The sequence below is a fragment of the Streptococcus sp. Marseille-Q6379 genome (genome assembly GCF_965119505.1).
Genome location: NZ_CBCPLV010000001.1, coordinates 1,209,826 through 1,225,186, shown reverse-complemented (window position 1 = coordinate 1,225,186; position 15,361 = coordinate 1,209,826). Strand labels below are relative to the sequence as shown.

Below are 15,361 nucleotides of genomic sequence, written 5' to 3'. Positions count from 1 at the left end.
ATAAATATTGAGGAGATACTCTTATTCAAAGGGTATCTTCTTCTTATTTTTTACAAGTAAGCTCGAATATGGTAAAATAAGCTGATAAAAACTTTTTGAGGTAGTAATTATGACTGTAAAAATCAATACAAAAGATGGTCAAATCGAATTGTCAGATGATGTCATCGCAACAGTAGTTGGCGGTTCAGCAACAGAAATTTTTGGCGTTGTCGGTATGGCAAGTAAGAGTGCTATCCGAGATAATTTTCAAGCACTTCTTGGAAAGGAAAACTACGCAAAAGGAGTTGTCGTGAAATCTACTGATGCAGGTATCACTGTGGATGTTTACACTGTTATGAGTTATGGTGTTAAGATTAGTGAGGTTTCAAAAAATATTCAAGAACGTGTGAAATTTAATCTTGAGAATCAGCTCGGTATCAAGGCTGAAACAGTAAATGTTTACGTTCAAAATATTAAAGTCGTAGGAGAAAACTAGTGTCTAAAATTACAACAAGCTTGCTTCAGGAGATGGTCCAAGCGGCAGCAACACGTCTAGGTAAGCAAGCAGAATATGTGAATTCACTCAATGTCTTCCCAGTACCAGATGGAGATACTGGAACAAACATGGGAATGACTATGGATAACGGAGCCAAAGCTGTCGCAGATCAATCAGCTTCAACAGTTGGTGAAGTTGGTCAGATTTTATCTAAAGGTCTTTTGATGGGTGCCCGTGGTAACTCGGGTGTTATCACGTCACAATTGTTCCGTGGATTTGGTCAAAGTATCAAGGATAAAACGGAACTTGATGGTCAAGATTTAGCTCATGCCTTCCAAGCAGGGGTTGAAGTTGCCTATAAAGCAGTTATGAAACCTGTCGAAGGAACAATCCTTACAGTATCACGTGGTGCAGCTTCAGCAGCGATTAAGAAAGCTGAATCTACAAATGATGCTGTTGAGGTTATGCGTGCAGCTCTCGATGGAGCTAAAGCTGCTTTGGCTAAGACACCAGAGATGCTTCCAGTTTTGAAAGAAGTTGGTGTGGTAGACTCAGGTGGTCAAGGTTTGGTCTTCATTTATGAAGGTTTCTTGTCAGCCCTCACAGGTGAGTATATCGCTTCAGAGGACTTCCAAGCGACACCGGCTACTATGACAGAGATGATCAATGCAGAACATCATAAGTCAGTTGCTGGTCATGTTGCCACAGAAGACATTACCTTCGGTTACTGTACGGAAATCATGATTGGTCTCAAACAAGGTCCAACTTATGTGAAGGACTTTGACTATGAAGAGTTCCAAAATTACTTGAGCAACCTTGGGGATTCTCTCCTAGTTGTTAACGATGATGAAATTGTAAAAGTTCACGTCCATACTGAGGATCCAGGTCTTGTCATGCAAGAAGGTCTTAAATATGGGGCTCTTGTCAAAGTTAAGGTTGACAACATGCGTAACCAACACGATGCACAAGTTCAAAAAGAAGAAGCTATCCAAGCTGCACCTTCTGCTCCTAAAGACTTTGCCCTTATTGCAGTTGTTGCTGGAGATGGACTTGCAGATATCTTCAAATCACAAGGTGTTGACTATGTGATTTCAGGTGGTCAAACAATGAACCCATCAACAGAAGATATTGTTAAGGCTATTGAGCAGGTTAATGCTAAGAATGTTATCATCTTGCCAAACAATAAAAACATCTTTATGGCAGCACAATCAGCTGCTGAAGTAGTAGATGTCAATGCGGCTGTTGTTGAAACACGTACAGTTCCACAAGGCTTTACAAGTTTGCTTGCTTTTGATCCTAGTCAAAGTATCGAAGCTAATGTTGAAGCTATGACAGCTAGTCTTTCAGATGTAACAAGTGGTAGCGTGACCTTGGCGGTACGTGATACAACTATTGATGGTCTTGAGATTCATGAAAATGATATCCTTGGTATGGTGGATGGTAAGATCCTTGTGTCTACACCAGATATGGACCAAGCCCTTCTTGACACCTTTGACAAGATGATTGACGAAGACAGTGAAATTGTTATGATTTACGTCGGCGAAGAAGGTAATCAAGAACAAGCTCAAGCACTTGCGGAAAAATTGGAAGAGGCTCATGAAGATATCGAAGTTGAAATCTTCCAAGGAGACCAACCAGTTTATCCATACCTCTTCAGTGTTGAATAATCATTTAGGAAGTCTTAGGGCTTCCTTTTTGTTTTGTCAGTTTTGATATAGCAGGTATATCTTTTCGGAATTACAAAAATATTCTGAAAATTCCTTGACATTACTTTCCAAAGTGGTAACATATGTTGTAAGAAATTTTATAGATTGAAGGTAACATCATGAGAAGTGATATGATCAAAGTTGGTGTTGATAAGGCACCAGCACGCGGACTTTTGTATGCGACTGGGCAAGTTAAATCTGCCAATGATATGCAAAAGCCCTTCATTGCTATTTGTAACTCTTATATTGACATTGTTCCAGGGCATGTTCACTTGCGTGAATTAGCAGATATTGCCAAGGAAGCTATCCGTGAGGCTGGCGGTATTCCTTTTGAGTTTAATACCATTGGTGTGGATGATGGGATTGCCATGGGGCATATTGGGATGCGTTACAGTCTTCCATCTCGTGAATTGATTGCCGATTCTGCAGAAACAGTTATTAATGCCCACTGGTTTGACGGGGTTTTCTACATTCCTAACTGTGATAAGATTACACCAGGGATGATTTTGGCGGCTATGCGTACTAATGTGCCAGCAGTATTTTGTTCTGGTGGACCTATGAAGGGTGGCGTTGACATGACTGGTCATCAAGCGACTCTCTCAAGTTTGTTTGAAGCAGTAGGTACTTATCAGGCTGGTGATATGAGCATGGATGAGCTCGATTATTTAGAGAAAAATGCTTGTCCAACTTGTGGTTCATGTTCAGGAATGTTTACCGCTAACTCAATGAACTGTTTGATGGAAGTTTTGGGCCTTGCCCTTCCAGGTAACGGTACTATCCTAGCCGTTTCAGATGAACGTCGTGAATTGGTTCGTCAAGCAGCCACAAAATTGATGGATAACATCAAAAATAATGTTCGCCCACGTGATATTGTGACCAAAGAAGCCATCGATGATGCGTTTGCTCTAGATATGGCCATGGGTGGTTCAACCAATACTGTTCTTCATACGCTTGCTATTGCGCGTGAGGCCGGTATTGACTATGATCTTAAAGACATTAACGAGATTGCCAAGAAGACCCCTTATCTCTCTAAAATTGCACCTTCAAGTGTTTACACTATGCATGATGTCCATGAAGCTGGTGGTGTTCCAGCCATTATTAATCAGTTGATTAAAAAAGGAGCCATTAAGGGTGATCGTATTACAGTTACTGGTAAGACTTTGAAAGAAAACGTAGCTGGTGCTGAAATCAAAAATGAAGAAATTATCCATCCAATTGAGCATCCTATCTCACCAGTTGGTGGTTTGTCTATCCTTTACGGAAATATTGCTCAGGATGGAGCTGTTATCAAGGTCGGTGGTGTAGATCCATCTGTTAAAACTTTCCGTGGTAAAGCTATTTGTTGTGATTCACAAGATCAGGCCCTTGAGTTGATTGATAATGGAACAGTTAAGAAGGGCCATGTCGTTGTCATTCGTTACGAAGGTCCTCAGGGTGGACCTGGTATGCCAGAAATGTTGGCACCAACTTCTAAGATTGTCGGACGCGGTCTTGGTAAGGATGTGGCTCTGATTACGGATGGTCGTTTCTCAGGAGCTACTCGTGGTATTGCTATTGGTCACGTTTCTCCAGAAGCAGCAGAAGGTGGTAATATCGCCCTAATCGAAGATGGGGATGAAATCGTGATTGACCTACCAAATCGTACCCTTGATCTACTTGTCGATGATGCAACCCTTGAAGAACGCCGCAAACATTTGAAACCTTTCAAATCAAAAATTTCAAGTGGTTGGTTGCGTCGCTATACAGCCTTTGCTAAATCAGCCAATGTTGGCGGAACTTTGATGAGTGACGAAGAATTCGAAGAACGTAAAGCAGAACGTCAAGCACAAGAAAAAAACTAAGAACATTCTTTCCGAAGAGTTTGTGATATTTTTCTCCGAAACCCTTGCAAATTTGGTTAAAAATGTTATCATAGTATACAAGGTTTTGAATTTTTAGACAATTCGAAAAAAACAACTACTAAAGGAGGTCCATGTGAAGAAAATTGAACTTGAAGAAGCACGCTCTGGTGCTGATTTAATTCTAGATACACTTCTTGAACTTGGGATTTCAACTATCTTTGGATATCCTGGCGGAGCGGTTCTTCCTTTGTATGATGCTATTTACAAAAATGACAAGATTAATCATATTTTATCTCGTCATGAGCAAGGAAGTCTGCACGAAGCTGAAGGTTATGCCAAATCAACTGGTAAACTCGGTGTTGCTCTTGTAACGAGTGGTCCTGGTGCCACTAATGCTATTACAGGGATTGCAGATGCTATGAGTGATAGCGTACCTCTCCTAGTCTTTACTGGTCAGGTCGCAACACCAGGTATTGGTAAAGATGCCTTCCAAGAGGCTGACATTGTCGGAATTACCATGCCGATTACAAAATACAATTATCAGATTCGCGATACAGCTGATATTCCTCGTGTTATTAGGGAAGCGGTTCATATTGCAACAACTGGCCGACCTGGTCCAGTTGTTATCGACCTCCCTAAAGATGTCGTGGCTAAGGAAACAGCCTTCATCAACGATCCTGAAATTAATCTTCCAAGTTACCAACCGACGCTAAGACCAAACGAAATGCAAATCAAGAAAATCTTGAAGCAGTTGGGTAAAGCTAAGAAGCCGGTTATTGTAGCTGGAGGTGGGGTGTCTTATTCTGAATCTGCTAAGGAGCTAGTTGCTTTTGCAGAACGCTACCAAATCCCAGTTGTTACAAGTCTTTTAGGACAAGGGACAATTGCTACTAGTCATCCCCTCTTCTTGGGTATGGGTGGTATGCACGGTTCATATGCAGCTAACATTGCTATGACCGATGCTGACTTTATGATTGCCATTGGCTGTCGTTTTGATGACCGTTTGACAGGTAATCCTAAAACATTTGCTAAGAATGCCAAGGTTGTCCATATTGATGTAGATCCAGCTGAGATTGGTAAAATTATTTCAGTGGACCTTCCAGTTGTTGGTGATGCCAAGCAAGCTCTTGAAATGCTCTTAGCAGAACCAGTGGTTAAGAATAACACTGAAAAATGGATCGAAAAAGTTACAAAAGACAAAGAGCGTGTACGTTCTTACGATAAGAAAGAACGTATGGTACAGCCTCAGGCAGTTATCGAGCGTATCGGTGAATTGACTAAGGGTGACGCGGTTGTTGTTACTGACGTTGGTCAACATCAAATGTGGACAGCTCAGTATTATCCATACCAAAATGAGCGTCAATTGGTGACCTCAGGTGGTCTTGGAACAATGGGATTCGGTGTCCCAGCAGCAATTGGTGCTAAAATTGCTAATCCTGATAAAGAAGTTATCCTCTTTGTTGGTGATGGTGGTTTCCAAATGACGAATCAAGAATTGGCTATCTTAAATATTTACAAGGTGCCAATCAAGGTTGTTATGTTGAATAACCACTCACTTGGTATGGTACGTCAATGGCAAGAGTCCTTCTACGAAGGGCGTACATCAGAGTCTGTCTTTGATACCCTTCCAGATTTCCAATTGATGGCTCAAGCTTACGGCATTAAGTCTTACAAGTTTGATAATCCAGAGACAATTGATCAGGATTTGGAAGTTATCAAGGAAGACGTGCCAATGTTCATCGAGGTGGATATCTCTCGTAAAGAGCATGTCTTGCCAATCGTTCCGGCTGGTAAGAGTAATCACGAAATGTTGGGGGTGAAGTTCAATGCGTAGAATGTTAACAGCTAAACTTCAGAACCGTTCAGGTGTCCTTAACCGCTTCACAGGTGTTCTTTCACGACGTCAAGTTAACATTGAAAGTATCTCTGTAGGGGCTTCTGAGGATCCTAACGTTTCACGTATTACGATTATTATTGATGTGAATTCTCAAAATGAAGTGGAACAAATCATCAAACAGCTTAATCGTCAGATTGATGTGATTCGCATCCGTGATATCACGGATCAGCCACACTTGGAACGTGAAGTTATCCTAGTTAAGGTATCAGCACCAACCTCTAAACGTGCTGAAATCTTGGCGATTATTCAACCTTTCCGTGCTTCGGTGGTTGATGTGGCACCAAGCTCTATCACTATCCAGATGACTGGTGATGCTGAAAAGAGCGAGGCGCTTCTACGAGTTATTCGTCCTTACGGAATCAAGAATATCGCTCGTACGGGTGCTACTGGATTTACCCGTGATTAAAAAATCCAACTTAAATTTGTTAACCCAGCCTTAAAAAGGCAATAAATTATTTTTTTAGAAAAGAGACATATTACTATGGCAGTTCAAATGGAATATGAAAAAGACGTAAAAGTAGCAGCACTTGACGGTAAAAAAATCGCCGTTATCGGTTACGGTTCACAAGGTCATGCGCATGCACAAAACTTGCGTGATACAGGTCACGATGTGATCATCGGTGTTCGTCCAGGTAAATCATTTGATAAAGCTAAAGAAGATGGTTTTGATACTTACACAGTAGCAGAAGCAACTAAATTGGCTGATGTTATCATGATCTTGGCTCCAGACGAAATCCAACAAGAACTTTACGAAGCAGAAATTGCTCCAAACCTTGAAGCTGGTAATGCTGTTGGTTTCGCACACGGATTTAACATCCACTTCGAATTCATCAAAGTTCCTAAAGATGTTGATGTTTTCATGTGTGCTCCTAAAGGACCAGGTCACTTGGTACGTCGTACATTTGAAGAAGGTTTTGGTGTTCCTGCACTTTACGCAGTATACCAAGATGCTACAGGTAACGCTAAAGACATCGCTATGGACTGGTGTAAAGGTGTCGGTGCAGCACGTGTTGGTCTTCTTGAAACAACATACAAAGAAGAAACTGAAGAAGATTTGTTTGGTGAACAAGCAGTTCTTTGTGGTGGTTTGACTGCCCTTATCGAAGCTGGTTTTGAAGTCTTGACTGAAGCTGGATATGCTCCAGAATTGGCTTACTTTGAAGTGCTTCACGAAATGAAATTGATCGTTGACTTGATCTACGAAGGTGGATTCAAGAAAATGCGTCAATCAATTTCAAACACTGCTGAATTCGGTGACTACGTATCAGGTCCACGTGTTATCACTGAACAAGTGAAAGAAAATATGAAAGCAGTTCTTGCTGACATCCAAAACGGTAAATTCGCTAACGACTTCGTTAACGACTACAAGGCTGGACGTCCAAAACTTACTGCTTACCGTGAAGAAGCTGCTAACCTTGAAATCGAAAAAGTTGGTGCTGAATTGCGTAAAGCAATGCCATTCGTTGGTCAAAACGACGACGACGCATTCAAAATCTATAACTAATGTGATAGTCTCGAAAACCAGCCTAGTGCTGGTTTTTTGTGTTCTGAAGAGAGTAGTTGGGAATCAATCCTACTGCTCTTTTTTGGTAGATAAATTGTAAAATATAGTGCAACAAAAAAACTCACTCCATTAAGGAGTGAGAATAGCTATAAATTAGTAAGTCAAGACAAAGTTTTTCTTCTTACCACGACGGACAACAGTAATTTCATTATCAATCTTATCGGTGTCTGAGAGAGTGTAATCCAAGTCTTGTACACGTTCACCGTTGATGTAGATAGCGCCGTTTTGGACATCTTCACGTGCTTGACGTTTAGATGGTGAAATTTTTGCATTGACGAGAAGTTCAACGATGTTCAGATTTTCATCTGCTGAAATTTCATAAGTTGGGACACCGTTAAGGGCAACTTTAAGGTCTCGTGCTGAGAGAGCTTTAAGGTTACCAGCGAAGAGTTGTTCAGTGATGTGAACAGCTTGTTCGTAAGCTTCTTTACCGTGGACCAAAGTAACAACTTCACGAGCCAAAACCTTTTGTGCCAAACGTTGGTGACGAGCTTGGTCAAATTCTTTACCGATTTCTTCGATTTCTTCAAGTGATAAGAAAGTGAAAATCTTCAAGAAGCGAACAGCATCATCATCCATAACGTTGAGCCAGAATTGGTACATTTCGTAAGGTGTAGTCTTAGTCGCATCAAGCCAGACAGCGTTACCTTCAGATTTACCGAATTTTTTACCAGTTGAATCTGTGATAAGTGGCACAGTGATAACATGTCCAGATTTGTCTGCTTTACGACGCAAGAGCTCAGTACCTGCTGTCATGTTACCCCATTGGTCAGAACCACCAATTTGGAGGGTTACGCCGTACTTATCGTTGAGTTCATAGAAATCGTAACCTTGCATGATTTGGTAGGCAAACTCAGTGTAAGAGATACCTGTTTCGATACGTTTCTTAACAGATTCCTTACTCATCATGTAGTTAACTGTGAAGTATTTACCTACGTCACGCAAGAAATCAATGAAGCTGACTGAACCAAACCAGTCATAGTTGTTGACCATAACGGCCTTGTTGTCACCATTTTCAAAATCAAGGAAACGAGAGAGTTGTCCTTGGATTTTTTCAACCCAACCTTCAACAGTTTCTTTGGTTTGCAGGCTACGTTCAGCATCTTTAAATGATGGGTCACCAATCAAACCTGTTGCACCACCAACGAGGGCGTAAGGTTTGTGTCCAGCCAATTGAAGTCGGCGACTTGTAAGGATAGCGACAAGGTGTCCAAGGTGGAGACTGTCTGCTGTTGGGTCATAACCAGTGTAGTATGAGACTGGTCCCTCTTCAAAGGCTTTTACAAGGGCTTCTTCATCAGTGGTTTGAAAAATCAAGCCACGTGCTTTTAGTTCTTCAAAAATTGTCATGATATTCTCCAGTAAAGTATATTCTGCACCATTATACCAAAAGAAAGCAACCCTATGCAAGCTTTGTCAAAGTTTGTTATAATAGGCTTTGAGGTATTTCTATGAATTTTGAAAAAATAATAAATTATTTTAGGCGACTAGGGCAGACTATTCGTACAAAGTTTGCTGGTTCTAGGTCTAAAAGAGGAGATAAATCTTTTAAAGAAAGGAAAGCTACGACTGGATCTAAGTGGAATCGTAAGCAAGCACGGAAGTCGCCTGAGGATGGGATGACACTCATAGACATGGGTGATGTTTTCTTAAAAACCTTAAAGCTCTTGTCTGATTTCTTTTATGTGGTTATTATCGTTCTTACCTTATTCGGTGCAGGAATTGGTTTGGGTTATCTGGGGAGTCAAATTGAGTCTGTTCCGTCGATTAAGGACAAATCCTTGTTGAATCAGATTAGCGAGGTTAGTTTGGTATCTTCGATGAGATATTCCGATTCCAAGAAGATTGCGGATATTGATACTGACTTGCTGAGAACACCTATTGAGAGTGATGCGATTTCTAACAATGTCAAAAATGCCATCATTGCGACTGAGGATGAAAATTTTAAAAAGCATAAGGGTGTTGTACCAAAGGCAGTTTTTAGGGCTTTGGTGTCATCAGTTTTGGGGGTTGGCTCTTCAAGTGGTGGTTCGACGCTAACGCAGCAGTTAATCAAGCAACAGGTAACAGGCGATGCGCCAACCTTTAAACGTAAGGCGGCGGAGATTATCTATGCCTTACAATTGGAGCGTCGCGCTTCTAAAAATGAAATTTTAACCGATTATCTGAATGTTTCTCCTTTTGGACGTAACAACAAGGGGAAAAATATTGCTGGAATTGAGGAGGCTGCTCAAGGTATCTTTGGGGTATCTGCAGCGGATTTGACAGTTCCTCAAGCGGCCTATCTGGCAGGTTTGCCACAGAGCCCGATTGTCTACTCACCTTATACAGCTGACGGTCAATTAAAAAATGCAGAGGATCTTTCTTATGGCTTAGCACGTCAGCAAGATGTACTCTACAATCTTTATCGCGGTGGCTATCTAGATAAGTCGCAGTATGAAAGCTATAAGGATTATGATATCACTAAAGATTTCAAGGCTGGTGAGAAGTCTGATGCCGTAAGTCATGACTATTTGTACTATTCTGTCATGTCTGAGGCTCAGGATGTCATGTATGATTATCTCGTTAAACGTGACAAGGTATCGAGTCAAGATTTGAAAAATGATAAGACCAAGGAAAGCTATCGTGAGAGGGCCCTACAAGAGCTACAAACCGGTGGCTACAGCGTTAAGACAACTATTGATAATGCAGTTTATAATGCGATGCAAGATGCTGCGAGTCAATATGGTGGCCTCCTCGACCAAGGTGGAAATAGTGGAGTTGAAGTCGGAAATGTGCTTATGGATAATGCGACTGGAGCAATTCTAGGATTTGTTGGTGGTCGTAGTTACGAAAATAATCAAAATAACCATGCCTTTGATACGGCACGCTCCCCAGGCTCATCTATTAAGCCTATTATTGCTTATGGAATTGCTATTGATCAAGGTTTGATGGGTAGCTCAAGTATCCTTTCTAACTACCCAACTAATTTTACGGGTGGAACGCCTATTCTCCATGATGGTGATAAGGGTACAGCTATGATGAACCTACAAGAGGCACTCAATACCTCGTGGAATATTCCAGCCTTTTGGACATATCAAATGCTTCAACGTCATGATGTTGACGTTGAGGGTTACATGACCAAGATGGGTTATAAGATTGCTAACTACAATATCGAGAGTTTACCTCTTGGCGGGGGAATTGAAACCACGGTTGCCCAGCAAGTAAATGCCTATCAGATGCTTTCAAATGGTGGCGTCTATGAGAAGGGTCATATGATTGATAGTATTACTGACCGGACTGGCGAAGTTATCTATCAGCATAAATCTGAAGGGGTTCAAGTCTTTTCAAGAGCTACGGCTAGCATCATGGATAACCTGCTCAAGGAAGTTGTGGTTAAGGGAGCGACAACTCAATTTTATTCTGAATTGAAAAATGTCAATGGTGCAGCAGCCTCAGCTGACTGGATGGGTAAAACAGGAACGACAGATAACTTTGCGGATGCTTGGTTGATCGTCTCAACGCCTGGTATTACTCTTGGAGGTTGGGCTGGTTATGACAATAATACACCAACTAATTCTAAAACGGGTTACACCTACAATGCGCAATATATGGCTCGTTTAACTTCCGCCATTTACAATGCCAATCCAGGTATTTTTAAAACGGGAGATAAGTTTAATATCGATTCAAGTGCTATTAAGGCAAGTGTGCTCAAATCAACAGGTCTTAAACCAGCAACAGTGTCTGTCAATGGTCGTAATGTTTCTGTAAGTGGTGAAATGGTTGATACTTATTGGGCTAAAAATGGGCCTGGAGATACAACCTACAAATTTGCTATTGGTGGAACTGACAGTGACTATCAAAAAGCCTGGTCTAGCATTCTTGGAGGGCATTAGGAATTCCCAAGAAAACTTGCAAAAAAGCAAAAAATTAGGTATAATATAGACAACTATTTGTCGTCTTACTTGGTTGAAATATTGTCCAATCAAGAGATACAGCAGTTAAATCAACGTTTTTTCGGTCAGATTTAGCTGCTATTTTTGTGCTTATTTTTAGGATTTTCAAGTGTTGTAACGCATATTTAAAGGTTCTAAAAATTCACAAACTAAGTTTTTTGCTTATCCTTAATCAGATAAGTGGATGTTAGTGTTTAATCACTTGTTAATGGGACAAGCAACTGAACAAGGAAGAAGACAAATATTTAAAGTGCACGACTTGCAAAGCAGGTCTCGAATGTAGAAAAGGAGTAGAAGACTTGGCAGGACATGACGTTCAATACGGGAAACATCGTACCCGTCGTAGTTTTTCAAGAATCAAAGAAGTTCTTGATTTACCAAACTTGATTGAAATCCAAACGGATTCATTCAAAGAATTCTTGGATACTGGTCTTAAAGAGGTTTTTGAGGATGTACTTCCTATCTCAAACTTCACAGACACTATGGAATTGGAATTCGTTGGTTACGAATTGAAAGAGCCTAAGTATACACTTGAAGAAGCTCGTATCCACGATGCATCATACTCAGCACCTATCTTTGTGACTTTCCGTCTTATTAACAAAGAAACTGGTGAAATCAAAACTCAGGAAGTCTTCTTCGGAGATTTCCCTATTATGACTGAGATGGGTACTTTCATCATCAATGGTGGTGAACGTATTATCGTTTCTCAGTTGGTGCGCTCACCTGGTGTTTACTTTAACGATAAGGTGGATAAAAACGGTAAAGTGGGTTATGGATCAACAGTTATCCCTAACCGTGGGGCATGGCTTGAGCTTGAAACAGATTCAAAAGACATCGCCTACACTCGTATCGACCGTACACGTAAGATTCCATTCACAACGCTTGTGCGTGCGCTTGGATTCTCAGGTGATGACGAAATTGTTGATATCTTTGGTGATAGCGAGTTGGTTCGTAACACTATTGAAAAAGATATCCACAAAAACCCAGCAGATTCACGTACTGATGAAGCGCTTAAAGAAATTTATGAACGTCTTCGTCCAGGTGAACCAAAAACTGCCGACAGCTCACGTAGCTTGCTTGTAGCTCGTTTCTTTGATCCACGTCGTTATGACTTGGCTGCTGTTGGTCGTTACAAAGTCAATAAAAAACTTAACATCAAGACACGTCTTTTGGGACAAACAATTGCTGAAAACTTGGTAGATCCTGAAACAGGTGAAATCCTTGTTGAAGCTGGTACTGAAATGACACGTGATGTGATTGACTCAATCGCAGAATACTTGGATGGTGATTTGAACAAATTTGTATACACACCAAACGATTATGCGGTGGTTACAGAACCTGTTATTCTTCAAAAATTCAAGGTTGTTGCACCAAATGATTCAGATCGTGTGGTTACAATTGTTGGTAATGCCAACCCAGATGATAAAGTTCGTGCTTTGACAACAGCGGATATCTTGGCTGAAATGAGTTACTTCCTCAACCTTGCTGAAGGTATCGGTAAAGTAGACGATATCGACCACCTTGGTAACCGTCGTATCCGTGCGGTTGGTGAATTGCTTGCTAACCAATTCCGTATTGGTTTGGCTCGTATGGAACGTAACGTACGTGAGCGTATGTCAGTTCAAGATAACGAAGTCTTGACACCACAACAAATCATCAATATTCGCCCTGTAACTGCTGCTGTTAAAGAATTCTTCGGTTCTTCACAGTTGTCACAGTTCATGGACCAACACAACCCATTGTCAGAGTTGTCACACAAACGTCGTTTGTCAGCCTTGGGACCTGGTGGTTTGACACGTGACCGTGCCGGATATGAAGTTCGTGACGTGCACTACACGCACTACGGTCGTATGTGTCCAATTGAAACACCTGAAGGACCTAACATCGGTTTGATCAATAACTTGTCTTCATATGGACACCTTAACAAGTACGGTTTCATTCAAACACCATATCGTAAGGTTGACCGTGCAACTGGTAAAGTAACCAACGAAGTGGTTTGGTTGACTGCTGATGAAGAAGATGAGTACACAGTTGCTCAGGCTAACTCTAAATTGAACGAAGATGGAACATTTGCAGAAGAAATTGTTATGGGTCGTCACCAAGGTAATAACCAAGAGTACCCATCACACCTTGTAGATTTCGTGGATGTTTCTCCTAAACAGGTAGTTGCCGTTGCGACAGCATGTATTCCTTTCTTGGAAAACGATGACTCTAACCGTGCCCTCATGGGTGCCAACATGCAACGTCAGGCTGTGCCTTTGATTGATCCTAAAGCACCTTATGTTGGTACTGGTATGGAATATCAAGCTGCCCACGATTCAGGAGCTGCGGTTATCGCCCAACACGACGGTAAAGTTGTCTACTCTGATGCTGATAAAGTTGAAGTTCGTCGTGAAGATGGTTCTCTTGATGTTTATACTATTCAAAAATTCCGTCGTTCAAACTCAGGTACTGCCTATAACCAACGTACTTTGGTTAAGGTTGGCGATATTGTTGAAAAAGGTGACTTTATCGCTGATGGTCCATCTATGGAAGGTGGAGAAATGGCCCTCGGTCAAAACCCTATCGTCGCATACATGACATGGGAAGGTTACAACTTCGAGGATGCCGTTATCATGAGTGAGCGTCTTGTGAAAGATGACGTTTATACATCTGTTCACTTGGAAGAATTCGAATCAGAAACACGTGATACAAAGCTTGGGCCTGAAGAAATCACACGTGAATTGCCAAACGTTGGTGAAGAAGCCCTCAAAGACCTTGACGAAATGGGTATTATCCGTATCGGTGCTGAGGTTAAAGAAGGTGACATTCTTGTTGGTAAGGTAACACCTAAGGGTGAAAAAGACCTTTCTGCTGAAGAACGTCTTCTCCACGCTATCTTTGGTGATAAATCTCGTGAAGTACGTGATACGTCACTCCGTGTACCTCACGGTGGTGATGGTGTCGTTCGCGATGTTAAAATCTTTACACGTGCAAACGGTGATGAATTGCAATCAGGTGTTAACATGCTTGTTCGTGTTTACATCGCTCAAAAACGTAAGATCAAGGTCGGAGATAAGATGGCCGGTCGTCACGGTAACAAAGGGGTTGTTTCTCGTATTGTTCCGGTTGAAGACATGCCTTACCTTCCAGACGGTACACCAGTTGATATCATGTTGAACCCACTTGGGGTGCCATCACGTATGAACATCGGTCAGGTTATGGAACTTCACCTTGGTATGGCTGCACGTAACTTGGGTATCCACATCGCAACACCAGTCTTTGATGGAGCAAGCTCAGAAGACCTCTGGGATACTGTTCGTGAAGCAGGTATGGATAGTGATGCTAAGACAATCCTTTACGATGGACGTACAGGTGAACCATTTGATAACCGTGTGTCAGTTGGTGTCATGTACATGATCAAACTTCACCACATGGTTGATGATAAACTTCACGCTCGTTCAGTAGGTCCTTACTCACTTGTTACCCAACAACCTCTTGGTGGTAAAGCACAATTTGGTGGACAACGTTTCGGTGAGATGGAGGTTTGGGCCCTTGAAGCTTATGGTGCATCAAATATCCTTCAAGAAATCTTGACTTACAAGTCAGATGACGTTAACGGACGTTTGAAAGCCTATGAAGCTATCACTAAAGGTAAACCAATTCCAAAACCAGGTGTACCAGAATCATTCCGAGTACTTGTTAAAGAATTGCAATCACTTGGTCTTGATATGCGTGTCCTTGATGAAGATGACTACGAAGTTGAATTACGTGATCTTGATGAAGGTGAAGACGATGATGTCATGCACGTTGATGATCTTGAAAAAGCACGTGTACAACAAGCCAAAGAAGCTGCTGAATTAGAAAAAGCTAAAGAAGAAGCTTCAGATAAAACAGAATAAAATAAGCTTTAGAGAGGGAGTTCACTCTCTCTGCTAAGGTAGCTGATAAAGGTGAGAATAGC

9 protein-coding genes are annotated in these 15,361 nt (G+C 41.4%); 8 read left to right on the top strand and 1 reads right to left on the bottom strand.

Annotated features, from left to right (window positions below):
* Positions 1 to 109: 109 nt before the first annotated feature.
* The 6 genes from ACWPVZ_RS06155 to ilvC all read left to right on the top strand — a co-directional run bounded on the left by ACWPVZ_RS06155 (position 110) and on the right by ilvC (position 7,423).
* On the top strand, positions 110 to 475 hold the full coding sequence (locus tag ACWPVZ_RS06155) for an Asp23/Gls24 family envelope stress response protein (protein WP_002885694.1): 366 nt from the start codon (positions 110 to 112) through the stop codon (positions 473 to 475).
* Positions 475 to 2,142: a DAK2 domain-containing protein gene (locus tag ACWPVZ_RS06150; protein ID WP_014635125.1), complete on the top strand. Its 1,668-nt coding sequence runs from the start codon at positions 475 to 477 to the stop codon at positions 2,140 to 2,142. The genes ACWPVZ_RS06155 and ACWPVZ_RS06150 overlap by 1 nt, the downstream gene beginning before the upstream one ends.
* A 158-nt stretch (positions 2,143 to 2,300) precedes the next feature.
* Positions 2,301 to 4,022, top strand: coding sequence for a dihydroxy-acid dehydratase (gene ilvD, locus ACWPVZ_RS06145; protein ID WP_454381381.1), 1,722 nt, complete (start codon positions 2,301 to 2,303; stop codon positions 4,020 to 4,022).
* Positions 4,023 to 4,155: 133 nt separating this feature from the next.
* Entirely contained in the window at positions 4,156 to 5,856 is a 1,701-nt protein-coding gene (locus tag ACWPVZ_RS06140) for an acetolactate synthase large subunit (protein WP_454381379.1), read from the top strand.
* Positions 5,849 to 6,325 carry an acetolactate synthase small subunit gene (gene ilvN / locus ACWPVZ_RS06135; protein ID WP_002887025.1) on the top strand — a complete coding sequence of 159 codons (477 nt, stop codon included), beginning with the start codon at positions 5,849 to 5,851 and terminating at the stop codon, positions 6,323 to 6,325. Before ACWPVZ_RS06140 ends, ilvN begins: the two co-directional genes overlap by 8 nt.
* 75 nt (positions 6,326 to 6,400) lie before the next feature.
* Positions 6,401 to 7,423: a ketol-acid reductoisomerase gene (gene ilvC / locus ACWPVZ_RS06130; RefSeq protein ID WP_002885764.1), complete on the top strand. Its 1,023-nt coding sequence runs from the start codon at positions 6,401 to 6,403 to the stop codon at positions 7,421 to 7,423.
* A 153-nt stretch (positions 7,424 to 7,576) separates the two neighbouring features.
* On the opposite strand, the gene tyrS is transcribed toward ilvC, so the two are convergent.
* Positions 7,577 to 8,833, bottom strand: coding sequence for a tyrosine--tRNA ligase (gene tyrS, locus ACWPVZ_RS06125; protein WP_073686092.1), 1,257 nt, complete (start codon positions 8,831 to 8,833; stop codon positions 7,577 to 7,579).
* A 101-nt stretch (positions 8,834 to 8,934) separates the two neighbouring features.
* On the opposite strand from tyrS, the gene pbp1b reads away from it, so the two are divergent.
* Together pbp1b and rpoB are read left to right on the top strand one after the other, a co-directional pair.
* Positions 8,935 to 11,358 (top strand): penicillin-binding protein PBP1B, encoded by a 2,424-nt coding sequence (gene pbp1b / locus ACWPVZ_RS06120; RefSeq protein ID WP_145517083.1) that lies wholly within the window; start codon positions 8,935 to 8,937, stop codon positions 11,356 to 11,358.
* Positions 11,359 to 11,717: 359 nt separating this feature from the next.
* The gene (rpoB, locus tag ACWPVZ_RS06115; protein WP_454381375.1) at positions 11,718 to 15,299 is read left to right on the top strand and encodes a DNA-directed RNA polymerase subunit beta; all 3,582 of its coding nucleotides are present in this window, start codon (positions 11,718 to 11,720) and stop codon (positions 15,297 to 15,299) included.
* Positions 15,300 to 15,361: the final 62 nt, after the last annotated feature.